The organism is Pseudomonas sp. MPB23, assembly GCF_046605395.1.
In the GTDB taxonomy this organism is placed as follows: Bacteria; Pseudomonadota; Gammaproteobacteria; order Pseudomonadales; family Pseudomonadaceae; genus Aquipseudomonas.
Map to the genome: position 1 here is coordinate 865,102 of NZ_CP176771.1, position 26,838 is coordinate 891,939.

General features: G+C 55.2%; 17 protein-coding genes and 1 pseudogene. 6 read left to right on the forward strand and 12 right to left on the reverse strand.

Going from position 1 to position 26,838, the window contains the following annotated elements; genetic code table 11:
• Nucleotides 1-13 precede the first annotated feature (13 nt).
• The 6 genes from atpG (at nt 14) to glmS (ending at nt 7,090) form a co-directional block, all read left to right on the forward strand.
• A complete protein-coding gene (gene atpG / locus ACLH0J_RS03915) occupies nt 14-874 on the forward strand; it encodes a F0F1 ATP synthase subunit gamma (RefSeq protein WP_010565870.1) in 861 nt (286 codons plus the stop codon).
• Between the two features lie 27 nt (nt 875-901).
• On the forward strand, nt 902-2,281 hold the full coding sequence (gene atpD / locus ACLH0J_RS03920; RefSeq protein WP_010565871.1) for a F0F1 ATP synthase subunit beta: 1,380 nt from the start codon (nt 902-904) through the stop codon (nt 2,279-2,281).
• Nucleotides 2,282-2,325: 44 nt separating this feature from the next.
• Nucleotides 2,326-2,751 (forward strand): F0F1 ATP synthase subunit epsilon, encoded by a 426-nt coding sequence (locus tag ACLH0J_RS03925; RefSeq protein ID WP_411390936.1) that lies wholly within the window; start codon nt 2,326-2,328, stop codon nt 2,749-2,751.
• A 115-nt stretch (nt 2,752-2,866) separates the two neighbouring features.
• Entirely contained in the window at nt 2,867-4,234 is a 1,368-nt protein-coding gene (gene glmU, locus ACLH0J_RS03930) for a bifunctional UDP-N-acetylglucosamine diphosphorylase/glucosamine-1-phosphate N-acetyltransferase GlmU (RefSeq protein ID WP_411390937.1), read from the forward strand.
• 218 nt (nt 4,235-4,452) lie between these two features.
• On the forward strand, nt 4,453-5,220 hold the full coding sequence (locus ACLH0J_RS03935) for a DeoR/GlpR family DNA-binding transcription regulator (protein WP_411390938.1): 768 nt from the start codon (nt 4,453-4,455) through the stop codon (nt 5,218-5,220).
• A gap of 10 nt (nt 5,221-5,230) precedes the next feature.
• Nucleotides 5,231-7,090 carry a glutamine--fructose-6-phosphate transaminase (isomerizing) gene (gene glmS, locus ACLH0J_RS03940; protein WP_411390939.1) on the forward strand — a complete coding sequence of 620 codons (1,860 nt, stop codon included), beginning with the start codon at nt 5,231-5,233 and terminating at the stop codon, nt 7,088-7,090.
• A 621-nt stretch (nt 7,091-7,711) separates the two neighbouring features.
• On the opposite strand, the pseudogene ACLH0J_RS03945 reads toward glmS, so the two are convergent.
• The 12 genes and pseudogenes from ACLH0J_RS03945 to ACLH0J_RS04000 form a co-directional block, all read right to left on the reverse strand.
• A pseudogene (locus tag ACLH0J_RS03945) lies at nt 7,712-8,052 on the reverse strand (transposase); the annotation flags it as partial.
• Between the two features lie 226 nt (nt 8,053-8,278).
• On the reverse strand, nt 8,279-10,015 hold the full coding sequence (locus ACLH0J_RS03950; protein WP_411390940.1) for a hypothetical protein: 1,737 nt from the start codon (nt 10,013-10,015) through the stop codon (nt 8,279-8,281).
• Between the two features lie 20 nt (nt 10,016-10,035).
• Nucleotides 10,036-11,046, reverse strand: coding sequence for a class II aldolase/adducin family protein (locus ACLH0J_RS03955; protein WP_411390941.1), 1,011 nt, complete (start codon nt 11,044-11,046; stop codon nt 10,036-10,038).
• On the reverse strand, nt 11,000-11,791 hold the full coding sequence (locus ACLH0J_RS03960; protein ID WP_411390942.1) for an HAD family hydrolase: 792 nt from the start codon (nt 11,789-11,791) through the stop codon (nt 11,000-11,002). The genes ACLH0J_RS03955 and ACLH0J_RS03960 overlap by 47 nt, the downstream gene beginning before the upstream one ends.
• Nucleotides 11,791-13,845 (reverse strand): hypothetical protein, encoded by a 2,055-nt coding sequence (locus tag ACLH0J_RS03965; protein WP_411390943.1) that lies wholly within the window; start codon nt 13,843-13,845, stop codon nt 11,791-11,793. The genes ACLH0J_RS03960 and ACLH0J_RS03965 overlap by 1 nt, the downstream gene beginning before the upstream one ends.
• The gene (locus tag ACLH0J_RS03970; protein WP_411390944.1) at nt 13,842-14,447 is read right to left on the reverse strand and encodes a phosphatidylinositol-specific phospholipase C/glycerophosphodiester phosphodiesterase family protein; all 606 of its coding nucleotides are present in this window, start codon (nt 14,445-14,447) and stop codon (nt 13,842-13,844) included. Before ACLH0J_RS03970 ends, ACLH0J_RS03965 begins: the two co-directional genes overlap by 4 nt.
• Nucleotides 14,444-15,142 (reverse strand): glycosyltransferase family 2 protein, encoded by a 699-nt coding sequence (locus ACLH0J_RS03975; protein ID WP_411390945.1) that lies wholly within the window; start codon nt 15,140-15,142, stop codon nt 14,444-14,446. The genes ACLH0J_RS03970 and ACLH0J_RS03975 overlap by 4 nt, the downstream gene beginning before the upstream one ends.
• On the reverse strand, nt 15,139-15,543 hold the full coding sequence (locus ACLH0J_RS03980; protein ID WP_411390946.1) for a GtrA family protein: 405 nt from the start codon (nt 15,541-15,543) through the stop codon (nt 15,139-15,141). The genes ACLH0J_RS03975 and ACLH0J_RS03980 overlap by 4 nt, the downstream gene beginning before the upstream one ends.
• Complete coding sequence (locus ACLH0J_RS03985) at nt 15,540-17,213, reverse strand: sugar phosphate nucleotidyltransferase (protein ID WP_411390947.1); 1,674 nt, start codon at nt 17,211-17,213, stop codon at nt 15,540-15,542. Before ACLH0J_RS03985 ends, ACLH0J_RS03980 begins: the two co-directional genes overlap by 4 nt.
• A 391-nt stretch (nt 17,214-17,604) precedes the next feature.
• Entirely contained in the window at nt 17,605-19,902 is a 2,298-nt protein-coding gene (gene pbpC / locus ACLH0J_RS03990; protein ID WP_411390948.1) for a penicillin-binding protein 1C, read from the reverse strand.
• Nucleotides 19,883-25,681 carry an alpha-2-macroglobulin gene (locus ACLH0J_RS03995; protein ID WP_411390949.1) on the reverse strand — a complete coding sequence of 1,933 codons (5,799 nt, stop codon included), beginning with the start codon at nt 25,679-25,681 and terminating at the stop codon, nt 19,883-19,885. Before ACLH0J_RS03995 ends, pbpC begins: the two co-directional genes overlap by 20 nt.
• Nucleotides 25,682-25,905: 224 nt before the next feature.
• Nucleotides 25,906-26,838 (reverse strand): phosphatidate cytidylyltransferase, encoded by a 933-nt coding sequence (locus ACLH0J_RS04000; RefSeq protein WP_411390950.1) that lies wholly within the window; start codon nt 26,836-26,838, stop codon nt 25,906-25,908.

Sequence of the window (26,838 nt, forward strand, 5' to 3'; positions counted from 1 at the left end):
TGATAGGTGTTACATGGCAGGCGCAAAAGAGATTCGCAGTAAGATTGCGAGCATCAAAAGCACGCAAAAAATTACCAGCGCCATGGAAAAAGTGGCGGTCAGCAAAATGCGCAAGGCACAAATGCGCATGGCTGCTAGCCGTCCTTATGCGGAGCGTATCCGCCAGGTAATTGGGCATTTGGCCAACGCCAACCCGGAATACCGCCACCCGTTCATGATCGACCGCGAAGTTAAGCGCGTGGGTTATGTGGTAGTGAGCAGTGACCGTGGTTTGTGCGGTGGTTTGAATACCAACCTGTTCAAGGCCCTGGTCAAGGACATGGCGGTAAACCGCGAAAACGGCGTCGAGATCGATCTGTGTGTCGTTGGTAGCAAGGGTGCGGCCTTTTTCCGTAACTTCGGCGGTAACGTCGTTGCAGCTATCAGCCACCTGGGTGAAGAACCGTCGATCAATGATTTGATCGGCAGCGTGAAGGTGATGCTGGATGCGTACCTGGAAGGCCGGATTGACCGCCTGTCCGTGGTATCCAACAAGTTCATCAACACCATGACCCAGCAGCCAACCGTGGAGCAATTGATTCCACTGGTGGCGACCCCGGATCAGGAACTCAAGCACCACTGGGACTACCTCTACGAACCAGACGCCAAAGAGCTGCTTGACGGCTTGATGGTGCGCTACGTGGAGTCGCAGGTTTACCAGGCGGTGGTCGAGAACAACGCAGCTGAACAAGCGGCGCGGATGATCGCGATGAAAAACGCTACCGATAACGCCGGTGATCTGATCAGCGATTTGCAGCTGATCTACAACAAGGCGCGTCAGGCTGCGATCACCCAAGAGATCTCGGAAATCGTCGGCGGCGCTGCCGCGGTTTAACGGTTCAAATATTCAGAGGATCCAGCTATGAGTAGCGGACGTATCGTTCAAATCATCGGCGCCGTTATCGACGTGGAATTTCCACGCGACAGCGTACCGAGCATCTACAACGCTTTGAAAGTACAAAGCGATGCAGGCACCACTCTGGAAGTTCAGCAGCAGCTGGGCGACGGCGTGGTTCGTACCATTGCAATGGGTTCCACCGAGGGCTTGAAGCGCGGTCTGGGTGTTCTGGACACTGGCGCAGCCATCTCCGTACCGGTCGGTAAAGCGACCCTGGGCCGGATCATGGACGTTCTGGGTAACCCGATTGACGAAGCTGGCCCGATCGACACCGAAGAGCGCTGGGGCATTCACCGCCCAGCACCTTCGTTCGCCGAGCAAGCTGGCGGCAACGATCTGCTGGAAACCGGCATCAAGGTTATCGACCTGGTTTGCCCGTTCGCCAAGGGCGGTAAAGTCGGTCTGTTCGGTGGTGCCGGTGTCGGCAAGACCGTAAACATGATGGAACTGATCCGTAACATCGCCATCGAGCACAGCGGTTATTCCGTGTTCGCCGGTGTGGGTGAGCGTACTCGTGAGGGTAACGACTTCTACCACGAGATGAAGGACTCCAACGTTCTGGACAAAGTGGCACTGGTTTACGGTCAGATGAACGAGCCGCCGGGAAACCGTCTGCGCGTAGCACTGACCGGCCTGACCATGGCCGAGAAGTTCCGTGACGAAGGTAACGACGTTCTGCTGTTCGTTGACAACATCTATCGTTACACACTGGCCGGTACTGAAGTATCCGCACTGCTGGGCCGTATGCCTTCGGCAGTAGGTTACCAGCCGACCCTGGCTGAAGAGATGGGCGTTCTGCAAGAACGTATCACTTCGACCAAGGAAGGTTCGATCACCTCGATCCAAGCGGTATACGTACCTGCGGATGACTTGACCGACCCGTCGCCAGCGACCACCTTCGCCCACTTGGACGCCACCGTCGTACTGTCCCGTGACATCGCCTCCCTGGGTATCTACCCAGCGGTCGATCCACTCGACTCGACTTCGCGCCAACTGGACCCGAACGTGATCGGCCAGGAGCACTACGACACCGCTCGCGGCGTTCAGTACGTGCTGCAGCGTTACAAAGAACTGAAGGACATCATTGCGATCCTGGGTATGGACGAGCTGTCGGAAACCGACAAGCAGTTGGTATCTCGCGCTCGTAAGATCCAGCGCTTCTTGTCGCAGCCGTTCTTCGTGGCTGAAGTCTTCACCGGTGCCTCGGGTAAATACGTTTCCCTGAAAGACACCATTGCTGGCTTCAAAGGCATCCTCAACGGTGACTACGACCACCTGCCAGAACAAGCGTTCTACATGGTCGGCGGCATCGAAGAAGCGATCGAGAAAGCCAAGAAACTGTAATCCCGACGCCCGGCAACGGGCGCTCATCAGGTTGAGGCAATCAGATGGCTATGACAGTCCATTGCGATATCGTCAGCGCGGAAGGGGAAATCTTCTCCGGTCTGGTAGAAATGGTGATTGCACACGGCGAACTCGGTGACTTGGGTATTGCCATGGGCCACGCTCCATTGATCACCAGCTTGAAGCCAGGTCCGATCACTCTGAGCAAGCAAGGCGGGGAACGGGAGGTGTTTTACATTTCCGGTGGTTTCCTTGAGGTTCAGCCGAACATGGTCAAGGTACTTGCCGACACCGTGCAACGTGCTGCAGACCTGGATGAAGCCTCCGCTCAGGCCGCCGTCAAGGCTGCTGAGAAGGCCTTGAACGAAAAAGGCGCAGATTTCGACTACGGATCTGCTGCTGCTCGTCTGGCCGAGGCCGCAGCTCAGCTGCGTACCGTCCAGCAGATCCGCAAGAAGTTTGGCGGCTAAGCCGTCACGCCTCATGCGCGATTGATTAAAAAGGGTAGCTTCGGCTACCCTTTTTCTTTTTTTGCAAAACACTTCTCTGGTCTGAATCCGGACCGCCCAGGATTGGTAGCCATTCATGTCTCTTGAAATCGTTATTCTTGCCGCAGGCCAGGGCACCCGCATGCGTTCGGCCCTGCCCAAGGTCCTGCACCCGGTTGCCGGCAATTCCATGCTTGGCCATGTTATCCACAGCGCCCGGCAATTGGATCCGCAACGTATCCATGTGGTGATTGGTCATGGCGCCGATGTGGTGCGTGAGCGCCTGGCAGCGGATGACTTGAATTTCGTTTTACAAGACAAGCAACTGGGCACCGGCCATGCCACCGCACAAGCCGTGCCATTCATCACGGCCGACACCGTGCTGATCCTCTACGGCGACGTACCGCTGATTGAAGTGGAGACCCTGCAACGCCTGCTCAAGCATGTTGTGCCTGGCCAGATGGGCCTGCTCACCGTGGAGCTGGACGACCCAACCGGTTACGGACGCATCGTGCGCACTGCTGATGGCAAGGTCGCGGCTATCGTTGAACATAAGGATGCCAGCGATGCCCAGCGCGCCATTACCGAGGGCAACACCGGTATTCTCGCCGTCCCGGCCAGTAAGCTTGCGGATTGGATGAGCCGCCTGTCCAACAACAATGCGCAAGGCGAGTACTACCTCACCGATGTGATCGAGATGGCCGTCAGCGATGGCCTGCTGGTCGCTACCGAGCAGCCCCACGACCCGATGGAAGTGCAGGGCGCCAATGACCGTAAGCAACTGGCCGAACTGGAGCGCCACTACCAATTGCGTGAAGGTCGACGCCTGATGGCCCAGGGCGTGACGTTGCGTGACCCGGCGCGTTTCGATGTACGCGGTGAAATGACGGTCGGTCGCGATGTGCTGATCGACATCAACGTGATCCTCGAAGGCCGCGTGATCATTGAAGACGATGTGGTGATTGGCCCGAACTGCGTGATCAAGGACAGCACCCTGCGCAAAGGTGTAGTGATCAAGGCGAACAGCCATCTGGAAGGTGCGGTAATGGGCGAGGGCAGCGATGCCGGTCCATTTGCACGCTTGCGTCCTGGCAGCGTGCTGGAAGCCAAGGCCCATGTGGGTAACTTTGTTGAATTGAAAAACGCCCATCTGGGTGAAGGCGCGAAGGCCGGTCACCTGACGTACTTGGGCGATGCCGTGATCGGCGCGCGGACCAACATCGGTGCTGGCACCATCACCTGCAACTACGATGGTGCCAACAAGCACCAGACCGTATTGGGCGAAGACGTGTTTATCGGCTCCAACAATTCGTTGGTCGCCCCGGTAACGGTTGGCGACGGCGCCACCACGGCGGCGGGTTCCACCATCAATCAGGATGTGGATAACTTGCAGCTCGGCGTTGCCCGTGCCCGCCAGCGCAACATTGACGGTTGGAAACGCCCGGTGAAAATCAAGAAGGACTGAGTTATCCACAGTCTCACTGACAGCAAAACTCCAATGTGAGGGGGCTTGCTCCCAATGACGGTAGATCAGTCAACGTATGCATCGACTGAAATTCCGTCATCGGGAGCAAGCCCCCTTTCGCATTCGGTGTGCGTTGTTTGAAAAAAGCTGCTTGACGAACTTTCGACTATAGGTTTCTATTGCCTTCGTTATCTTTCGAAACGAAACTTATAACCGCCATGTCGAAACGAAATACTCCTCAACGTCGCCACAACATCCTGACCTTGCTCAATGAGCAGGGCGAAGTGAGTGTGGACGAATTGGCCAAGCGTTTCGAAACCTCGGAGGTCACGATCCGCAAGGACCTGGCCGCCCTCGAAAGCAATGGCCTGTTACTGCGCCGCTACGGTGGCGCTATCACCATGCCGCAGGAACTCGTAGGCGACGTCACCCAACCCATTTCGGTCTACAAACGCGCCATTGCGTGTGCGGCCGTGAAGCGTTTGCGTGAGCACGCCCGCATCATTATCGACAGCGGCAGTACCACCGCGGCCATGATCCCTGAACTGGGCCATCAGCCCGGCCTGGTGGTGATGACCAATTCCCTGCATGTGGCCAGCGCCTTGAGTGAGTTGGAACACGAGCCGGTGCTGTTGATGACTGGCGGCACCTGGGACCCGCATTCGGACTCGTTCCAGGGCCAGGTCGCCGAGCAGGTGCTGCGTTCCTACGACTTTGATCAACTGTTCATCGGCGCCGACGGCATCGACCTGCAGCGCGGTACCACCACCTTCAACGAATTGCTCGGCCTCAGCCGGGTGATGGCCGAGGTCGCCCGTGAAGTGGTGGTGATGGTCGAATCCGACAAGATCGGCCGCAAGATTCCCAACCTGGAACTGCCCTGGAGCAGCGTCCATACCCTCATCACCGATGATCGCCTGCCGCTTGAGGCCCGCGACCAGATCCAAGCCCGCGGCATTACGCTGATATGCGCGGCAATCATCTAGGAGAAACACCATGTGTGGCATTGTTGGCGCAGTCGCTGAACGCAACGTAACCCCCATCCTGATCGAAGGCCTGAAACGCCTGGAATACCGCGGGTATGACAGCGCCGGTGTGGCGGTCTTCACCAATGCCGGCAAGCTTGAGCGCGTGCGTCGTCCAGGTAAGGTCAGCGAGTTGGACCAGGCATTGGCCGGCGAGCCGCTGGTTGGCCGCCTGGGCATTGCGCACACCCGTTGGGCCACCCACGGTGCGCCCTGCGAACGCAACGCCCACCCACACTTCTCCGGCGACGTGGCCGTGGTGCACAACGGCATCATCGAAAACCACGAAGTGCTGCGCGAGCAACTCAAGAGCCTGGGTTACGTGTTCACCTCGGACACCGATACCGAAGTTATCGCCCACCTGCTCAACCACAAACTCAAGGATTACAGCGACCTGACCACCGCCCTCAAGGCCACGGTCAAGGAACTGCACGGCGCCTACGGCCTGGCCGTGATCTGCGCCAGCCAACCCGACCGTGTGGTTGCCGCGCGCAGTGGTAGCCCGTTGGTGATCGGCCTGGGCCTGGGAGAAAACTTCCTCGCTTCCGACCAACTGGCGCTGCGTCAGGTCACTGACCGCTTCATGTACCTGGAAGAAGGCGACATTGCCGACATCCGCCGTGAAAGCGTGGCGATCTGGACATGCGCACGGTGCGTGGCGATCTGGGACGTAAACGGTAACTCCGTCGAGCGCGAAGCCGTGCAATACCGCGATGGCGCCGAAGCGGCCGACAAAGGCGCGTTCCGCCACTTCATGCTCAAGGAAATCCATGAGCAACCGGCCGTGGTGCAACGCACCCTGGAAGGTCGCCTTGGCGACAAGCAAGTACTGGTCAACGCCTTCGGCCCGCAAGCCGCCGAGCTGTTCGCCAAAGTGCGCAATGTGCAGATCGTGGCCTGCGGCACCAGCTACCACGCCGGGATGGTTGCCCGTTACTGGCTGGAAGAACTGGCCGGAATCCCTTGCCAGGTCGAAGTCGCCAGCGAATTCCGCTACCGCAAGGTGGTAGTGCAGCCCGATAGCCTGTTCGTGACCATCTCCCAGTCCGGCGAAACCGCCGACACCCTGGCCGCCCTGCGCAACGCCAAGGAACTGGGCTTCCTCGCCAGCCTGGCGATCTGCAACGTCAGCATCAGCTCCCTGGTGCGTGAATCGGACCTGACCCTGCTGACCCAGGCCGGTCGCGAAATCGGCGTGGCATCCACCAAAGCCTTCACCACCCAACTGGTCGGCCTGCTGCTGCTGACCCTGTCCCTGGGCCAGGTTCGCGGCACCCTGGCTCCCGGCGTCGAAGCCACCCTGGTAGAAGAACTGCGCCGCCTGCCGACCCGCCTGGGCGAAGCCCTGGCCATGGACAGCACCGTGGAAAAAGTCGCCGAGTTGTTCGCCGACAAAAACCACACCCTGTTCCTCGGCCGTGGCGCGCAATACCCGGTGGCGATGGAAGGTTCGCTGAAACTTAAGGAAATCTCGTACATCCACGCTGAAGCCTACCCGGCCGGAGAACTGAAACACGGCCCATTGGCCCTGGTGGATGACGACATGCCGGTGGTTACCGTTGCGCCGAACAATGAACTGTTGGAGAAGCTCAAATCCAACCTGCAAGAAGTGCGCGCCCGTGGTGGCCAACTGATCGTCTTCGCCGACGAAAAAGCTGGCATGGTCAATGGTGAAGGTACTTACGTCATCAACATGCCACACATCCACGACACCCTGTCGCCGATCCTCTACACCATCCCGCTGCAGTTGCTGTCCTACTACGTCGCCGTGCTCAAGGGCACTGACGTTGACCAGCCACGGAATTTGGCGAAGTCGGTGACGGTGGAGTAATACGTCTGGCGCCTGGAGCCCGGTGTGATCGTAAAGATTAAAAACTGTCTCTGAGTATTAAAAACTGTCTCGCTTGGAGCCTTATTAGGCTCTAAGTGTGACTTTTCATACGCTATCGATGCTTAGCATCTTAAGGCGAAAGCCGTTGCTTCTATCCATTCAAAGCCACGAATCGCTCCGTTCCTATTTGGAAAGGAATATTTACTTAAATTCGCAACACCCCTCTGCTCAAATTTTTAGAAAATTACCCCGCTCATATCTGCGAGGTTAGGCTGTGCTGAAGATTGCTGACGCGCTGGGCAGAGCCGATACCTACGGTTTCAGCCAACTTCTTCATAACCATACGAGCTACCCACAACTGGCGATTTTTAATGACGCGGCGTTGATAGGGTATTCTCCACGTGACTATGCTGGTAGCGCCTCAATTATTGAAACTAAATGGTTAAGGTGTTGGCGCTGCCCCTGGATTGACCCAGTTGCCGACGCAAGACTGCCCCATCTCCAAACCTGCAAAAATCCAGCACAGACAATGATTCACGAGGAGTCAGAATGGGGCAGTGAAATCCCGGCAACTGGGTCATCTCGGCATCGGCGCCGACAAGCAGGCTTCCAAAAGAGTGCGCCGCGACCTCCCGAGACTTCAAGTAAATCAGCGACCAATGTCCATTCTGCATCAGTCAGGCAACTGGGGTAGCGTTGCTCCGGCAACTGATGCCGGTGTGTCTCGGTATAGCCATAAGACTTACGAGGCTCGGGAGGCTGGAAGCTACCTTTGGCACGTTCCTTTACTCGAACGATCCCGGCCAGTCTCAGCGCTTTTGCAAAGGTGTCGGGATGCCCGTTTCTGCATGGAATGCTTGCGCCAGTTCGGCTTGACTGGAATAAGGTTGCGTATGAGCGAGCCTGGCCAGCAGAGGATAATGGTGCGCAGCGATTACCGGTGGGCGTCCAGTTTTAGGCATGGCTCAATGCTGCATAGAAAGGAGGCAAGAAGTTTACTTTATTTTGTCTACACCCTCCTAACTATGCATCCGTATCCCATAACCCACTTCGGCGTCAAAACCCAAGGCAGGAGCCGTATGCGGTAATTCTGCACGTACGGATCTGTGCGGGGGGGCAGGTGACTGCCATTCCTACCTCCACCCGAACATCCATGCCCCCGCCGCGTTTCTATTCCAATTGATACATTCAGTTTCCCATCCAAATAACAGCTGGGTTATCTCCAGGTACGTTGGAAACGTAGCCGATATCAACTGGGGTATCGAATTTCAAGATGAAATTTTGAATATCTTCCAGAGGAACTGTATCTTTATTTGTAAACATAATTAGCCCTCCCGAGCTATTCAGTTGACGACCGCCGCCTAGCGATTTAATGTTGCCGTCCTTCATTATCAGTACTAATTCGCCTTTTACATTTACTTCAGATACCTGTGACCTAACTAAGATGGCGATTGAAATAAAATTTTTGTATTTACTGGTTATGGGAGGCTCAAGCGCAATGACGAAATCTTTTCCATGTTGCGACGGAGAACGAAATTCGATCGGTTTACTCCAATTCATTTCAGGATTAAGTGGCCAGCAATTTTTACTATAAACCCAACCAAAAGGGTCTATTGGAATACATATGGCGTCAGTTGATTTTATCAATGAGGCTTGTTCTTGCCATTGAGAGTTATAGAGTACCGGGGAGACAGGCGGCTTACCAATTTTCCATGAGAAAATTATCCAGCCAGACAACAAAAACCATATGAAAAATATCAACGGAGCTGGAGCCTGAGATAGTATGTTTTTAGATGGTTTTCTGTGTTGTGTGTATATTTCAATTAATCCGACTACAACCAGAACAACACCAAAGTATCCAACAATGATGTGCCGATACACAGGAACGCCTGCAAGTATCACCATATTTGAGTTCCACGTATCGCTAAGTGCAAATGTATTCAGTAGTACATTTGAAAAAAGCATGCTTAATCCGGTAATAAGTAGAGCACCTGCTTTAGTTCTTTTTTTACTGAGGATTACCAGGCAACTAAAAAATATAAAGGCGCCGAGCCACAAGAACTTTGAAGTACCAATTGGAATATATCTGCCGAGCGAAAATGCACCAAGAAATCCAATAAAATATTTTCCTGCAGAGACAATTTTTTCTAGGGTGCTGAAGTTGTTGACAGGATTGAAGGGACCTGCCGAGAAATTAAAGTAGATGTTTGCAAGTTGAACGGCACACAACAATCCAGCAAATAGGGTTATTAGTTTGAATCGGGATTTGCTAAAAAGTGCCGCGAGTAACATTGCTGGGAGTGCGGACAATACTGCGGGTTTTGAAATAATAAGTAGGGGGATTGCCCAAGCCCACCATGGACAATCTTTATCTTTCTGAACCATAGCCAGTGCGGTTGTTACTGCTATAAAGAACGCCGCATAATAAGTGAAGTTGATAAATGTTCTTGTTTCAAAATCGGAAACTAGTAGAATAACTATCGAACATATGAATCTCAAGCAATCACTTCGTACAAGTTCACGAAAAGGGGCTAGGCAAAATGCACCAACCATGCACGAGGTAATTAATATTCCGCTCCACGTGTAATAATATGATATAAAAAAATCAGGGATTTTTAATATGCTGCCCAAGTAAGCGATGATTCGCTGCGGCAATGGAATATATCCAGAATCTGTTGAAAATAAATTTGTTAATATTGATGGGGCATTAGAATTGACATAGTAGTTTGTGGCCATCTCTGCCCACATCCCTCCCCCGAAAGTCCAGCCTGGCTGCCTCAAAAGCAAATATACTGAATAGAATATTATGCATGAAATAAAATAAATAGAGGGGTAACGATTATCTCTAGTTTCTTTTGTCTTAGGGGTATTGCCAAATAGCCAGTTTTGGAAGCTGTTGGGAACGTGTACTAATAAAAAAGACATAAGCCTGCTCAAAATATTAATTATTTAGCGAAACGCATTCTGTGTTTTTCAGCGTCCCAGTCAATAAGTTCTGTTATCTGTTTGTTCGTTAATGGTGCGAGCGCACCATCATTGATTTGTCGAGTAATAACGTTGTAATAACATACTAGCTGTGCAGTTTTCGCTTTGCTCAGCGTTTTTTTTGAAAACACTCCACTATTTTTTATGAAGAGGATGTCAGGCAAATTTTCGCTTTTGGCAAGTTCGTATTGTGCATGTTCAATACTGTCGTATATGAACGGGTAGGGTCCCAAAAAAACAACGTGGTCGGGGTAAAGTACCCAGTTGAGAGTAAGATGTTTTATTAGTTTCGGATTGAGTACGAGTTCATGCAATTTTTTTTCATTGACAGGATAAAAATCAACTCCATTGATTAACGTGTTTTTAGCCTCAAAGGTCCTCAGCGAGAGTGCAATCTCCGGGCTGTAGAAAAAATCAGACAAGTACTCAAGAATACCGCTGACTTCATTAATATTTTCTCCTCCAATAATAACACCATGATTTTTCAGAAAAATCACTTGCGTATTGTCTGTGCCATTCAGTTGATTGGCAATAGCTTCCGCAAGTTCAGCGCCTGGTTTGCAATACTCAACGGTACGTGCATTGAGTGTCTTATTAAAATTAGGATAATGAATAAGGTCAAAGTTTTTACGGACCAGGTGTGCAAGTACTTCGATTGCGTGTAGATGGACTACAATGCGATGAGGTATCAAGGCGTGCAGTAGCGTTTCGATCGAGGGCTTGAGCGATGTATCTTCGATTGTTTTAGGTATTACTGTGTATTCTTGTTTTTTTAGTGCATCTTTTAAATGTTCAAGGTTGACAGGCACAAAGATATTTTCATCATTTGCGTCGGCCAACCATGTCCCAGAAGCTTTAACCCACAGGGTATCATCCTCCTTCCACGATACGTTTCCGCCCGCACCTTGTACAAGTAGCGGATCTTTACCTATTTCTGTGCAAAACTGACGTACGGATTGTTGTTGGCTCATTTTTCTCTCCAAGTCTGGAAATCAAGCGGCGTAACTCGCGGAAATCTGTAAAGGCAGCATCTGGTGCATTTTCGCCCGTACCGACGGGCGTACCAGTGTGGATCTTTTGCAAGGTCACTGCATTTATCTGTTCTCGACCACCACGGATGTCATTGACAGGGTTGTCACCGATCATCCAAATACAATCACCTTTTGGTCGCATTTTTTCTAATGCAATTTCAAATGGCGCTGCGTGCGGTTTGTCAAACCCAGCCTCTTCACTCGTTACGATATAGTCGAAGTAATGATCCAGGCCGAAATAGACAACTTTTCGGAATTGGATTTGTGCGGTGAGGTCAGTGACTATGGCTGTCGGTATACCTAGCAGTCTCAGGTCATCCAGAAGATCTTTTACTTCATCGAATAGAATTGCGTTGCTGAGAAAAGTTCGCCAGTAAGTTTGTTCAAAGTCTAGAGCGAGAAGAACTTGAGAACCCAATCCCATTATTTCAAGCATCCGCTGCAGGTATAAAAGCCGACTGTGGGAGGAAGCAGTATTCTTGAGTCTATTCTTTACTTGTACACGAGCCTCCTTGAAAGCGATGTCAAATACTTCAGGCTTTATTGAAAATGTAGTGACGACCTTTTCTTTGACAGCCAATTGGGCAGCATGATGAGCCGGATCGTAAGGGTACAGAGTATTGTCTGTGTCAAACAGTATGGCATCAGGTAGTCGAATGAATCGTTCAGATGAATAGATTTTCACTATATGAACCGTTTTGTAAGTGCTTGGTTTATATGAGATAGAGTAATCAGCTGCATTAGTCCTAGTACACCACCTTGCCATTCAGGGTTGAGATCGAGAAATTCAAATACCCTTGGGCAAATCATCCTTGCTGCCAATTCTATATCCTGAGCCGACGTTTCACCTTCGATAGTCAATTCGATTTCAGATGTGTCGTTTGTTGTCGACATGTCGACGTGCAGTCCACAGACGCCTACAAGAACACGAGTTAGAGAAAGCTCGTTTAGTCCGTTGCGCGAGCGAGCAACAATTTTAAAATGCAAAGGGTTGGTCCCGGCGACACCCTCCAGCATGCGCGGATGTATGGGTTGTAATGACAGTACCAGATCGGCATGTACTGACTGGGGCCTTATGAAGCGAGCTGAGTCTGGCTCTCTGCGAGTAAAAGAAGACAGTACTTTTTCTTCACTGTGTCCGCGCTGACGGACATCTCGTAGCATTTTAAAGTGACGTCTTAAATTTTCGTCAATATCTAGGTAAACACTTAGATTATAGCATTCACGAAGAATCGGCAGATAGAGTGCATGTAAACCGCTTGCAATGATGAAGTCATTACTTTTAATCATGAAGGGACGACTCATACGTCCAGTCTTATGGTCGTAATGCCGAGAGTGAATAGCTTTTGAGTCAGTCAATGAAACCAAGTCCTGAGCAAAACCTTCTAGATCGTTGGCCATTGGGTTGAGATGGGTCATCACTTGCCACATGGGTTTTTGGCGATCCCACAGGTGGTAGTCATCACCGGAAAGAGTAGTGACCGAATGGTCGCCAAATAATCCCTTTATTGCATCCGAATAGGTATCCTTGCCTGCCCCTGAGTCTCCTGCAACGCCGATAACAAATGGTTTTCGACTGAGGCGGAAGTAATCATTACGACTTACGGATTCTCGCCATATCCGAATGGCAAGGACAATACCGGCTGCAACCATCGCCGTGTGAATCAATGATGAAAGTTTTACACTGAACAACCAATTCTTGCCTGCTTGTGATATCCAGGATATCTGTTCGACAAGTAATTTTGCATCAGGCGTGATAAGTAATGCGCTAACTACATAGAGAGCTGAGAACGTGCCCGTGATAGTGACTGCTATTCTATTACTAGAGGCTTGATAGGCAACAAGGGAGGGAATGGCCCAAATAAACCATCCAGGAGACGCCGGCGTCATTAGTACTACGAGTAAGAACACCAAGCCAAGCATGGCGTGAAACAACTCAAAGTTTGGACGTTTGACCCGCCAGGCAGCATATATCATTAGTAAGTAAGCCAGAGGTACTATATATAGGTTCGTGGTCTTACTGATGGTGACTGAAAGTGCGTAAATTTTCCCTATTTCAGGATTGCTGTAGAGCATTTTGACGCCAGCATCGGACATCAGAAAAGGCAATATGGCGATAGTGGTGCCGAGCGTGAGGCCAGCCAGTAGCTGAGGTAGGTATTGACGTAATGGGCGGTTGTGCAGCAGATAGATGAGAATAAATGGTAACGCGAGAACCATGCTCAATTTGGCTGAGATTGCGGCGATGAACGCAACGCCGGCGAGCATTAACTTTGCATTTTTCACGCAATAAAGTGAATAAGCAAGAAAAACTACCGGGATCAGATCGTTGTACCCAAGCCAATAGCTGCCGACGATTACAATCGGCGACAACCAATAGACGGCTACTAATAACCGATCCTGGCGAGGAAGTAGTTTTCTGAGCACCATCAGGATCAGAAAATCTGCGCTTATCAACGTTAAACCGTAACCGAGTGTGAGAGGAAGTGAGAGTACCTTGCATGTCAGTATAAAGGGCAGAAATGCGGCCCACATTATATAGCCGTAGGGGAAAGCAGTAATTGAGCCACCTTGCTCTAGCCAAGTGCCCCAGGGATCTAACGTTAGATTATTGGTGCTGCCATCTAGGAATGGTAGGTACCATTCGGTGACTGGTGCGGGGGTTACCGACAGCACAAGAAGTAAGCGAAGTGCTAGCCCCATCAGAAAAGTTGGGCGGCAGAAGAACTTTATGTTCATACGTCCGCGGCCAACGTTTCCCAGAGATCTGGCCGTTTAGTACACACTGCTTCGGCCACAATATCTCGATCTACCAACAGTTCGGCGAGTTTTGGAATTTCTGTTTCTGCATTGCGACCCTGTAGTTCGGGGGAAACCAAGCATAGCTTGAAGCCCGCATCTTGCAGACGCTTGGCGGCATCGTGACTAAGCGGAAAGTGCGTAAAGCAATCCACCCATACCCAATCGACTTTTCCAGCGAGTGTCAATGCGGTGTCAATCGACTCAAACTCGGACACGCGCACAGCGCAACGACGTTCTCCGACGTTGGACCATTTGATCAGAAAGGGAAATGACTGATCGAGAAAGAAGTAGTCCTCAATTCCTCTTGTTTTCATCAAATCTATCAATCGTGCCTCAAGGCCTTCTTCCTTGACGTTCAGAATCAATGTGCCGTGCTGATAGTCAGCAATCCATTCGTTAAATGACTCACCTGCCACACAGGGGTCATGGTGAATGATCAGCTCGTCTGCATAGCTTCGAATGTCGACTTCAACCCCATATTTTCCATTCGTGGCGTTGAGTTCCCGACGCGTGTTACGCCTGTGTGATATGAGCTTCATTTCCTTAAACTCTTCTTAAGTTGCAAACTGAAATCGATGGTTCTTCGTATGAATTTTCGTTTCGCCGCCCAATTTACGTTCCAATGTGAAACGCCGTGGGCGCGCTCACCAAAACGCACGGCAAATCGGTGAACTTTCAGATTGTGAATGTGTGCTTGATAGTACGCATACAGATCAAGGGAAAAATCGAGTGGCGCACCGTGCCAGCGCTGGAAAAACACCTTGGAGAAAAGGGTGGGCTGAGCGTTGATATCCCACATCTTTTTGCCGAGCAGCAGAGTTTCAAAGACACTCATACTTATTGTGAATACGGTATCTGCGATTGGCCTGCCATAGCGTCTGCCTTTCACGAATATGTCAGGCCCGTAGTGCTCAAAAAGCGCGAGGCCGCGTAATACATCCATTGGATCGGTCTGAAGGTCTGCGTGAGTCCAGCCGAGAATCTCGCCTTCGGCTGCACGTAAGCCTGCAAGTATACCAAAGCCATAACCCTGATTGACTTCAACACGAATGCTTCTGCATCCCGGATAAGCAGGTAGCAGCTCCTTCAGAACCCGCGAACTGTCGTCAGAGGAGCCATTGTCCACCAGAATGACTTCGATATCTGGACGCGCCACCAAGCGTTTGCAATGCTCAAGCAACAGCGGCAAATTGGCCGATTCGTTATAGCAGGGGATTATAAGAGAGAATTTCATGACTTCTCCGGACGGGAACTGGTCTTAAAAACTAAAAATTTCATTCCCAGGAAGTTGAGAGCGGCTGATATTGCTGTCGCAATCAGAAACGCGGTTTGAATCGCAATAGACAATGTGCTGAAAAGCATTAGGCACCCTGCGTTCACCAGCACATTTATGCATAATGTGATCGTATAGAGCAGCATAAATCGCACAAGACTGCCAGGTGCGTATGTCTGACGGCCGAACGTCCAAATTTTGTTTGCAAAATAGGCAAACAACGTACCGATCAAAAAACCGATCGCCTTGGAGAAATCAATACCGACCGAGCCTGTCCATACCAAGCTTCGATAGGTCGCAAAGTCAAACATCACGGTCATTGAACCGACGATCAAAAAAACGCCAAATTCACGTTTGATCATGTAAAAGGACTCGGTAATACGGGCGTAGTTGCTTGATAACGTGTTTCTAGTTCCGCAATAGATTTTTTGGGGATTCGACTGTCTTTTTCCAGTCGATACGGGTGCCCCGACCATTTATGGAAACAAGACTGCCAGTATTCAAAAGTACGTAGGTCGTTTGGGGTGCCCCAGGAAAGGAAAGTATCAATTTCAAATAATTCGCAACGTAGGCCCAATTCGATAGCATCATTAATCGTTGAGTCGATATAGAATTCGCCATTGATACGACCATTGCGTTGAATAAGTCGAGAGACTACTCGATGAAAGTCTTCGGCGCGGCGGAACGTAAACGTTCCTACGACAATCGGGTCAAGTGCTGGAGATTCTAGAGGGTTTTTCACTGATATTCGACGAATTCGACCATTTTCAGCATCTATCCAACCGAACATTTGCGGATGGCGTATGGCATTTGCGTGACCTCTCACACCCCAGACAATGACATCTACTTCCGGGGTATCGACCAACGCTTGAAATGATTGATCACTGTAAAGTGAACCGTTATCGCAAGCGCCAAAAGTTATGGGACCTTGAACGGCACCAACTACACGTTGCAGTGCTTCAAGTCCAATTAACGCTGTACAGGCCTGACCTTCCGTCACTTCCTGAATTGTCTCAATCACGGTATGTGGGAATCTGTGTTCCAGTTCGTTTGCAATCTCTGCGTAGCCAGGCATGTCTTTACGAAGAACGAATGCATGATGCTGAGCTTTGGGCAAATCCTCAGTTGCTTGGGTGACCATCGGCTTTCCCGACACGCAAATCAGCGGTTTGGTTAATGTGTATCCTTCTTTCGCGAAGCGTTGGCCCATGCCCGCCATCGGTATAATCAGTGTACCGGCCGGCGAAGTCGCTCTTTCTTCTCGCCGGCTGCCCATTGTTTCAAAAGCCGATGACCATCCGTTGTATTCCCTAACATCATCCGGCGTTCCCCATTGCATGAAGTGTTGAAGGGAGTATACCGCGACTGGCTGTTTCTCATTCAACAGAGGCTTGTAAGCTAGACTGACATAATATTCGCCTCCCACATTTAGTTGCTGTTCCATTGTCTTGCGGAAGGCTTCGCTCATGGTTTTACCCGAGTCGAAGTAATAAGTACCGCTGGATGCAAACTCTTCCATGCGATTGTCGGTGTAGGGTTGTTTTTCTTGAATATCCTGCAGCCACCCTTGGCTTTCACGCATATACGCATAATTTGTGCTTCCCAAGGTATGCGGGTGAAACCCTTTGTAAGCGGGTATCGCACCGATGCACTTGGTTGTTTTCACGAATTTTTTGAAGTTATCCCAATCCCAATAACATGTGAAATCGCAATAATTCACGATCACTGGGCGATCAGGATTGATCAGATGCTCTACTTGGCGCACTGCATGGATCGGGCCGAGCTTATGGGGTGCGATACCAATAACCTGGCCGGTAGGGCAGTATTGCTGCAGGAGAAAGCCCATTCGGTAGTCAGGGTTGTCCAAATGATCCTGATTGCAGATAAATATAAAGTCGGTCTCACCGGGGAACATGTCAATGACATATGCAATAATCGGTTTTCCGCCTATCTCTATAAGTGGCTTTGGGACCTCGTAACCCGCTCTTCGGAAGCGCTCGCCAAAACCGGACATTGGAATAATTATCTGCACAAGGTTCTCTTCTACATATTGTCTTGGGAGTACGGCAGCACATATATTTAATTTAATATACTGCACACTGAAAAAACCAGCATTCTACACTGTGATCAGTCGAAACAACGGGGCGATCGCCTGCATCGGCAGATGATAATCGCTGTCTGAGGTAGCTGGCCCCTTGCACCAACCGTCTCCGAAGACTGACATGATACCTTCAGAATTGACAAGATTGAGTTTGCCGTAGAACACCCGTTACTCGGGGGGTAATCTATGCCATATTCTCGGTGTGGGTATTGATTTTAGTGCTTTTTTTCATGTTTTCGGAGCCCGGTCTGCGCGAGTTGGTGCTTTAGATATTTTCCCATTACTGTGGGCAAAGTCGGTCTCGACGACAGGGATGCCCCGATCACGGCACAAACTCCACCCTCAACCCCCGGCTCGCATTCCGCCCCTGATCGTCACTGACCCGCAACCGATACTCCCCCGATTTACCCGGCCGCCAGTTCAACGTAGCGTGCGGCGGGCCTTGGCCGATCAGGGTCTGGTCGGCGAACCAGTACAGTGTCGTCGCGTCGCTGGCCGCATTGGCGTTCAGCGGGATGCTTTCCTGGGGTTGGGACAGGCGCAGTTGGTAGCTCACTTGGGTCAGCGGCGAGCGGATTTGCGGTGCTTCGCTCGGGTCGCTGGTGCGGTTGGGCTGGCAGTTTTTCATCACCGTGGGCGGTGTGCGTCGGGGCAGGCCGGCAGCGCGGTACAGGCGTTGCACGTCGCTGGGCCAGAACTCGAAGATTTCCTCTCGCATGTATTGCGCCTCGAACGGCGGGCACGCGGCCTTGCCGGTGCGGGTGTCGATCAGCACCGGGCGGTGCAGGTTGGACACGCGAATCGGGGACACGCCGGGGATGTACCAGGTCTTGCGGGTTTGCGGGCACCAGCGGTTGGGCAGTTCGCCCGAGGCGGCGCAGATGTCGATGCGCACCAATCCGGCGGGTGGCTTGTCGGCGTTGATCACCACGTTGGGCAAGGCCAGCGGCAGGGCGTCGGCGATGCGGAAGAACAGTGGCGCGGCGGTCTTGGCGCCGATGAAGGCCGGGTTCGGGCGCCCGTCGAAGTTACCCACCCACACCACCAGCACGTACGGGCCGACCAGGCCGGCGCTCCACGCGTCGTGGAAGCCCCAGGAGGTGCCGGTTTTCCAGGCGATGCGCCAGTGGCGTGCGGGTAAACCATCCGGACGCGGGTTGCGCCGCAGCATGTCGCGCACCATAAACGCGGCTTGGGGGGTGAGCAGTTGCGGGCCGATGGAGTGGGGTTGCTCCTGCAAGTAGCGCAATGGCCGCAGGTGTCCATCGCCGGCCAGCATCACATACAGGCGCGCCAATTCTTCCGGGGTCATCTCGCCGCCGCCGAGTGCCAGGGCCAGGCCGTAATGGCTCTCGTCGCGCAGGCCTTTGATGCCGGCGCGTTGCAGCAAACCGTACAGTGACGGCGACTTGACCTGGCTGGCCAGCCACACCGCGGGGATATTGCGACTGCGGATCAATGCATCCCGCGCCGTCAGCGGCCCGACAAAACTGCCGTCGAAATTCTCCGGCTGGAAGTAGCCGAAGTTACTGGGTAGATCCTTGAGGATGCTCATGGGGTGGATCACGCCTTGATCCAGCGCCAGCCCGTACAGAAACGGCTTGAGGGTCGACCCCGGCGAGCGTCGCGCCAGCACCCCATTGACCTGGCCATGGATGCCTGTGGATAAGTAATCCGCCGAACCCACCAGGGCCTTCACGCTCTGGTCGCGGCTGTCGATCAGGATGGCGGTGGCGTTTTCCACACCGTTGCTGCGCCGTTCGGCGATAAAACCGGTGATCAGGCGTTCGAGCAATTGCTGCAACGGTAGGTTGAGGGTGCTGTTCAACTCATTGCCGGTCTGGGACGCCAGCAGTTGTTCGCTCAGGTGCGGCGCCAGAAACGGGATCTGCTGGCGGTTGCGGGCTTCCAGGGGCAGGTCGAGCAGGCTGTCGTTGCGCGGGTCCTGTGGATAAGTTTCCCGCCAGTCATTCATCAAGCGCAGCCGCGCGTTTTGCAGTGAGGGCCCGAAGCGCGCACGTCGTCCTGGCTGTTGCGGGATCACTGCCAGCGCCAAGGCTTCAGACAACGACAACTGCGCCGCTGACTTGCCAAAGTAGATGCGGCTGGCGGCCTCGGCGCCTTCGATATTGCCGCCCATGGGCGCCAGGTTCAGGTAGGCCTCAAGGATGTCGTGTTTGCTGTAGCGTGCTTCCAGCCACAACGCCAAGGCCATTTGCTGCAATTTGCCCGGGACTTGGCGCGTGTTCAGATCCCACAAGCGTCGCGCCAGTTGCATGCTCAAGGTCGAACCGCCCTGGCGCTGGCCGCCGCTGTAAGTGGCCAGCGCCGCGCGCAGCAACGCCGGGGGATTGATCCCCGGGTGCCAGTAGAAATGGCGGTCTTCCTTGAGCAGCAGCGCCTCGACCAGAGAAGGAGAAATGCGCTCCAGCGGTAGCCAGAGGCGATATTGCCCGTCATCCGCCAGGGTCATGCGCAGCAGCGAGCCGTCATCGGCCAGCACCACCCGTGACGAGGTTACGGCCTGTTCCAGCGGCGCATGGGGCCACAGCCGCAGCCCCGCCAGCACCAGCCCCGCTGCCAGCAGCGGTGTCAGGTGTTTAAGGCTGGGTAATTTCAAGCTGGCCTACGCTGCCGCGCCCTTGCAGGGTGGTTTCGTACATGCCTTCGGCGTAGGCCGGTGGCGTATTGAAGGTCCCGGCGTTGGTGGCACGTACGCGGTAGACGAAGGTGCCTACGTCACGCAGCGCGGTGCCGTACAACACCACCCGATCATCCCGCACGTCCACGTAGTCCGGCTGCCAGTTGCTCAGCTCGGTTTCGCCGATGGGCGCTTGCCAGGCATCCGCTTCCTGGCTGTCTTCTTCCACGTACTCGGACTCTTCGCTTTCATCACTGCTAGCGGCTTCCGGCTCCGGCGGCAAGTTATACACAGGCTCGACGCCCCCCGGCAGCAGGTCGACCACCGCCACCTGCTGGACCTGGTCGCGGTCAGTCGCGCGCAGGCGCAGGCGCACCAGGAACTCATCACCCACCGCGACTTTACTCACCGGCTCGCCTTTGAGGTCGAGGTATTCGTGGATGATTTCCAGGCCTTTGTTGATCGGCTTGAGCTGGGCGCCCTTGTCGAAACCGGCTTCGCTGAGCATGAAGAACGCAGCCGGGCCGTCGGATTTTTCCAGCACCAGCTTTTGCGTGGCGCCCGGTACGGCGGCGCGCGGTGGCTGGCCGGCCATCTCCAGCAGTTGTTGCTGCTTGTCGCCCAGCCAGGCGGTGGCCTTGAGGGTCATGTCGCTTTGCGCACGTTGGCCGTAGTTATCCAGGGCACGCAGCAACAGGGCCGCCGACAGCGAGTTGTAGCGCTGCTTGTTGAGACGCTTGCCGAGTTTATCCAGCAGGGCGGTGGGCACATCGTCGAGCAGCTCGGGGAAGTGGCGTGCCAGCAGGTGCAAGTGCTCGGCATCGTGCACCAGCGGGTCGTAATACAGGCCGTCGCTGTCCCACTTATCCACAAGGGCGCGCCATGGAACCTTGCGCAACAGCGTATCGGCCTGGCGATCCTGCTTGAGCAGTTTGTAGCTGGCAGCCAGGTAGGCGGCGCCCAGGTCGTTCTGCCAACTGTCCTTGAAGTAGTTTTCGTAACGTTCGCGGATATCACTCAACGCGCCGCTGACGAGAATGCCCTGACGGCTCAGCAGGTAACTGGCGTAGGCGCGGTTGCGCAATTCCGACAGGCCTTCGCTCGGGCCGTTGGCCAGGTCTGTCAGATAGGCATTGGCGCGCACCAGCAGGTCTTCCGGCACCGGCAGCCCGCGCTCCCTGGCTTCGATCAGGAAGTCGGTGGCGTACAGGCTGGCGTACGGCGCCACGTCCGGGTTGGCCGCCCACAAACCAAAGCCGCCGGCCGGGTTCTGGCGCTGGCGCAGCATGCGCACGGCACTGTTGAAGGCCTGTTCGGCGTCGGCTGCATTGCCGCCCCAGATCAACGCGGGCATGGCTTTGGACACCAACTGCTCGGTGCAGGCATAACCGTAGTCGTCCAGGTAATGCTTGAGGCCGTTGGCCCATACCAGCGGCGAGGCGGCCACGCCCAGTTGCACGTCGCGCAGTTGGCTGAACAGTTCACGGGTGGGCTTGAGCTCTTTGCTGGCGCTGTCGAAACGGCCCAGGCTCAAGGCCACGCGATGCGCGCTCAAGGGCCTGATCGAGGTGGTTTCGGCGACCTGAATGCGTTTGCCATCCGGCAATACCGCGACAAAACGCAGGTCCGCCGAGCCGAGGGTTTCGCCGACCTTGATCTTGAACTCGGCGGTGCCCTCCTTGCGCGGCTGCAGCGACAAGGTGCTGGCCTTATCGCCCTGCACCACCAGGCCGTCGCTGGTCTGCACTTCAAACTTCACCTCCGCCGCGGCGTCGAGGTTACTGAACACCCCGGCGCTGATGTTGAACACATCGCCCGGCGCCACAAAGGCCGGCACGTTCGGCGTGATGACGATGGGCCCGCGCACGTCGCTGCTGGCTTCGCTGACGCCGACGCTGTCGCTGTCCACGGCCACCGCGAATAAGCGCAGCTTGCCGTTGAAGCTGTCCGGCACTTGGTAGTGCAGCACGGTTTCACCGGCGGGCAGGTCCACCAGCCCGGACCACCAGGCCACCGGCGGCTGATGTTTGCGTTTGAATGGGTTGAGATGGTTGGCCAGGGCGCCTTCGGTATCGCCACCGGGCGCCGCCCCACTGAGCAGGCGGCTGAATTCCGGCAGGATCAGGTCAAGGATCTGACTGGTACCGACTTCCAGCGCGCGCTTCTGGAAGAAGAAGCCCAACGGGTCCGGCGTCTGGTAGCGCGCCACCTGCAGGATGCCTTCGTCCACCGCATACACCACCGCGCGGCCCGGTCGGTCGGCGTTGACCTTGATGTCCAGGGTCTGCCCCGGCTCGATCTTCGCCGGGCCTTCGACCTTCAGCGCCATGCGCCGCGCATCCAGGTTGATGCTGAACGGCACCACGCCGTAGGACAGTGGGCTCATATAGACCTCGGACGAATCGATGTCCCGCACGAACTGCACATTGACGTAGGCATTGCCCTCAAGCCCCGCAGGCACGCGGATATGCTGCACGCTGTTGGTGCTGTCGGCCTTGAACCACTGCTGGGTGTAGACCTTGTCGCGTTCGATGGTGATCAGGCCGGCGCCGGTGTAGGGCGCGCGAATGCTGATGGCGATCTCATCCCCCGTGGCGTAACTGTGTTTATCCAGGCGCAGTTGCAGCTCGGCGTTGCGCTCCAGGGAGCGCGCGGTGTTGCCACGCCCGGCCACGCTGTAGTCGATCTGGTTGAGCAGGTTGCCGTTGGCGTCCTTGAGTTGCAGGGTGAAATCGCCCGGCGTACCGGTGTTCAAGGTCTGCCTGGCGCCGTCCTTGGTCATCACCAAAGGCGAGGCCGGTTGGCTGATGTTCTTGATGCGCGATTCGTACTTGTAGGTGCCGTTGGATTGTTTCACCAGCACCGACACGTAACGGTGCTCGACCACTTCACTGGTCAGGCCATCCACCGCCAGCGGCGTGAGGTCTGGTGCGACGGCCAACCATTGCACCTGGCGCGGCGCATCCTTGGCGACGTACGACAGCGAGTCCTGACTTTTCACACCCACCAGATAGGGTGCGGACGACACCAGCAAGGCACTTTGCGCGGCCACATTGCGACCCCCTTCGGCTTCGAACACCTGAGCCATCACCTGCAGGCGATAGGTGCTGTTGGCGAAGCGTTGCAGGTTGAGGTCGAGCACGGCCTGGCCGTTGTCGTCGACCGTGGTTTCGGCCAGGTCTTCGCTGCTGGCGTCTTCCAGGGCGTCGTTGAGACGGAAGCGGTAATCCGGATAACGGTCGAACGCCGCCAGCGTCGGGCTCAGGGACATTTTTGCGCTGACACGGCGACCTGCCGCCGGCGCGCCGAACAGGTGCATGGCGGTAACTTTGGCCACCACCTGGTCCGGTGCAATCCAGCCCGGCACCGGCGTGTCATGCAGGCTCAGGCTGACTTTCATACGGTCCGGCTCGAAGTCGCGGACCTTGAAGCTGACGCTGCCCAGGTCGGTGCGGGTTTGCTTCTGGCCAATCAACTGCAGGGTTGCGGTGTAGTCCCCGGCGGGGGCGACTTCGCTGCTGGGGAAATCAAAGGTTTCAAAACCGCTGGCGGACAGCTTCAGCGGCTGGCGAATCACCTCGAGGCCACGCGGATCGGTGATTTGCAGCTCCACCGGCAGGCCTTGCAGGGCGCCTTTCCAGTTGCCGCTGCGCACGATCATGCCCAGGTGCGCGGTCTCGCCGGGCCGGTACAGGCCACGGTCGGTGAACAGGTAGGCGCTGAGGCGATCAATCGCACCGTCTTCTTGCAAACCGCCTACGTCGAAGCGCGATAAATCCAGTTGCTGGGACTGACGGGCAATAGGCAGGAACGATTGGTCGTTGCCGCGACTGACTACATACATCAGTGGCGTTTTCTCACGGCGCAATTCATCCAGCTTGGCGAAATGCACGTGGCCTTCGGCGTCGGTGTGGCCGCTGGCGACCGGCAAGCCATTGCGACCGATGATGTCGACCTGAGCGTCGGACACCGGCGAACCGTTGCCGATGGACTGCACATACACGTCATGGCTGCCGTCGCTGGAGCGTTTGGCGATGATGCCCAGATCGGTGACCACGATAAAGCGCAGGTCGCTGGTACTGCTGCGCGAGTAGTCGAAAGTGCGTTCGGCCGGGTCATCCTGAGGGCTGAGCTTGAGTACGAAAATGCCGCGACGACCGCCGTTGGCGGTGAGGTAGTGGCTCAGGTCTACAGTGTCGTAGACGGTCTTCGCAGGGTCCGAGGATGACAGCGGAATATCCAGCGACTGGCGCTCGACCATGCGATCGAAATATTCGTTGCCGAAGTTGGGCCGGGCGAAGCTGCCGCTGCTCTGGTCGACCAAATGTTGCAATTGGTTGGGCAGCAGGCGCGCGATTTCCACGTGGGCGCCGGGCACGCCACGGGCCATGAAGCCCAGGCGTTTTTCGCCGTTAAGGCTGAGCAGGGCGCCGTCGGACAGGAACTGCAATGTGCGCGGATAGGCCGGCATGCTGATCAGCGACGCGGTGGGATTTTTCGCCAGGTAGCCGCCAATGGCTTCCAGGTTGGCGGGCACGCGTACATACAGCGCGCGACCGGCTGGGGCCTTGAACTTGAAGGCGTGCAGGGTATTCAGCGGTTCGACGCTGGGCACGTGGGTCAGGTTGACCTTGGTGCTACGGGCGAGCAGGGCGTCGTCGATGTCGTTGCTGTTGTAGGGGCGTGTGTCGTCCTCGGCTTTTTCCGGCAGCAGCCAGGCCTGGACCTTACCGGCGATGGTGTCATCGGCTACCGCGCTGGAGCTGCTGAACATCAGCACCGGTTCGGGTTCGCCGCGTTCGTTGTCGACAAAACTCACCTCGGCTGCGGTAAACGTCAGGCGGTAGCGGCCGGGCACGGTGACTTCGGCCACCAATGGCGCGTTGCTGGCATTGCCGCCGTCGCGGGCCTTGATGCCTTCGTCGAGCTTGGCGCTGACGGGGGTGCTTTCCAACGGAGTGGCCAGGGCGGCGGAGCGTACATAGGCATTGAGCCGGGTGTCGTCAAAGCTGATGTCCGGACGGTTGGGTAATTGGGCGTCGCGGTAGGCGAGGCCTTTGCCGAGGGTGATGGAAACCCGCTTGCGCAGGCTTTCTTCGTCGACCGGGTGGGAAAAACGGAAGGTCGCCACCAACTGTTTCAGCGTCGGGTTGGACGGGTCCTGGTACAACTCGTTCTGCGCAAGGCTGGCGCGGAACGGCTGGGTGGAGAACTGGCTGCTGTACTGGCTGAGCAAGATGCCGTCGGCGAGCAGGGTTTTCTTCGCCAGATCGAGGGTGTAAGGGGCGTCGATGGGCCAGTCTTTTTCCGGTGTGAACACCAGTGTGCGGTCATCGGACCAGCGCCAGGCACCGGCCACAGAGGGCTTGAGTGTAATGCCCTCGGTGACCGGCTTGCCTATCGCCGCCAGGGGAGCGACGGACTCGGCAAAACGCACCTGCAAGTTATCCACAACCGCGGGCTGCTGGGTGTAGACGGTCAGGTTCGGTTTGTGCAGCGAATAGCCCACAGTGTGGGGCTGCGGCAGGTTGGTGTACCAATGCCAGCCATAGAAACCGGCGGCGGCCAGCAGCACCAGGCCCACTGCGCCGGCACCCGCCTGGCGTGGATAAGCACGGGCTTTGTTGCCCAGGTTCGCCAGACCATGGCCGATGGCGCGCAGCCAGAACGGCGGATGCCATTGGCCGAAAACGGCACCTACCACAGTCATTAACGCGCCGAATAAACGGCGAAAGATCGTTTTTAACGTGTCGAGCATGGTAGGCATCCCTGGCTAAGTGCGGCGTATCTTACACACGTCTTTGCGACAAAAGATGACGTGGATACGCTGCGCCATCGGGCGTGTTGCGTGTAGGCGCGAGCTTGCTCGCGAAAAACCTCGGATCGCCATGGGGCGTCAGATTAACCGCGTTATCGTTAACGTTTTTCGCGAGCAGGCTCGCTCCTGCCTGTTGATTTTTGTCGGCCTGGGATCGACGGGATTCAGGTCCACCAGTACCGCACCAGATGAAAGAAAATCGGCGCCGCAAAGCACACCGAGTCCAACCGATCCAGCATCCCGCCGTGGCCTTCGATCATATGCCCCCAATCCTTCACGCCCCGGTCGCGCTTGATCGCCGACATCACAATGCCGCCGGCGAACCCCAGCAGGTTGATCAGCAGCGCAATCAGAAACGACTGCCACGGGTTGAACGGCGTGGTCCACCACAGCGCCGCGCCGATCAGCGAGGAGAGCAGGATGCCGCCGACAAAGCCTTCCACCGTTTTTGACGGCGACAGGTTGGGCGCGATCTTGTGTTTGCCAAACAGTTTGCCGCACACGTACTGCAGCACGTCCGACAGTTGCACCACGATCACCAGGTAGGCAATCAGCAGCAGGTTGCGGCCTTCGTAGCCGGGGATGTCGAGGGTCAGCAGGGCGGGGACGAAGGACACGCAGAACACCGCGATCATCAGGCCCCATTGCACCTTGGACGCGCGCTCGAGGAAGTGTGTGCTGTCGCCGCCGAGGGAGGCGAGGATCGGCAGCAGCAGGAACACGTATACCGGGATAAAGATCGAGAACAGCCCGTACCAGTCGGCATAGATCAGCAGGTATTGCAGCGGCAGCGCCACATAGAACGCGGCCACCAGGGCCGGGTAGTCGCTGCGCCGGGTGGGGGTGAGGGTGAGGAATTCGCGCAGGGCGTAGAACGACACCGCATAGAACAGCAGGATCACCGCACCGGTGCCGAGCCAGAAGGCGATGCCTATGACTACCACCATCACCCACCAGGCGTTGATGCGTGCATTGAGGTTGTCGATCACCGCATTTGGCGTGCCACGGGTGCGCAGCTTTAGGATCAGGCCGATCAGCGAGGCCAGCACCAGGATCGCGCCGATCCCGCCGAACAACATCAGGGTTTGGCTATCCAT

Coding starts and splice junctions, on each gene's coding strand:
- atpG (WP_010565870.1), top strand. CDS start 14: ATGGCAGGCGCAAAAGAGATTCGCAGTAAGATTGCGAGCATCAAAAGC.
- atpD (WP_010565871.1), top strand. CDS start 902: ATGAGTAGCGGACGTATCGTTCAAATCATCGGCGCCGTTATCGACGTG.
- ACLH0J_RS03925 (WP_411390936.1), top strand. CDS start 2,326: ATGGCTATGACAGTCCATTGCGATATCGTCAGCGCGGAAGGGGAAATC.
- glmU (WP_411390937.1), top strand. CDS start 2,867: ATGTCTCTTGAAATCGTTATTCTTGCCGCAGGCCAGGGCACCCGCATG.
- ACLH0J_RS03935 (WP_411390938.1), top strand. CDS start 4,453: ATGTCGAAACGAAATACTCCTCAACGTCGCCACAACATCCTGACCTTG.
- glmS (WP_411390939.1), top strand. CDS start 5,231: ATGTGTGGCATTGTTGGCGCAGTCGCTGAACGCAACGTAACCCCCATC.
- ACLH0J_RS03950 (WP_411390940.1), bottom strand. CDS start 10,015: ATGTCTTTTTTATTAGTACACGTTCCCAACAGCTTCCAAAACTGGCTA.
- ACLH0J_RS03955 (WP_411390941.1), bottom strand. CDS start 11,046: ATGAGCCAACAACAATCCGTACGTCAGTTTTGCACAGAAATAGGTAAA.
- ACLH0J_RS03965 (WP_411390943.1), bottom strand. CDS start 13,845: ATGAACATAAAGTTCTTCTGCCGCCCAACTTTTCTGATGGGGCTAGCA.
- ACLH0J_RS03970 (WP_411390944.1), bottom strand. CDS start 14,447: ATGAAGCTCATATCACACAGGCGTAACACGCGTCGGGAACTCAACGCC.
- ACLH0J_RS03975 (WP_411390945.1), bottom strand. CDS start 15,142: ATGAAATTCTCTCTTATAATCCCCTGCTATAACGAATCGGCCAATTTG.
- ACLH0J_RS03980 (WP_411390946.1), bottom strand. CDS start 15,543: ATGATCAAACGTGAATTTGGCGTTTTTTTGATCGTCGGTTCAATGACC.
- ACLH0J_RS03995 (WP_411390949.1), bottom strand. CDS start 25,681: ATGCTCGACACGTTAAAAACGATCTTTCGCCGTTTATTCGGCGCGTTA.
- ACLH0J_RS04000 (WP_411390950.1), bottom strand. CDS start 26,838: ATGGATAGCCAAACCCTGATGTTGTTCGGCGGGATCGGCGCGATCCTG.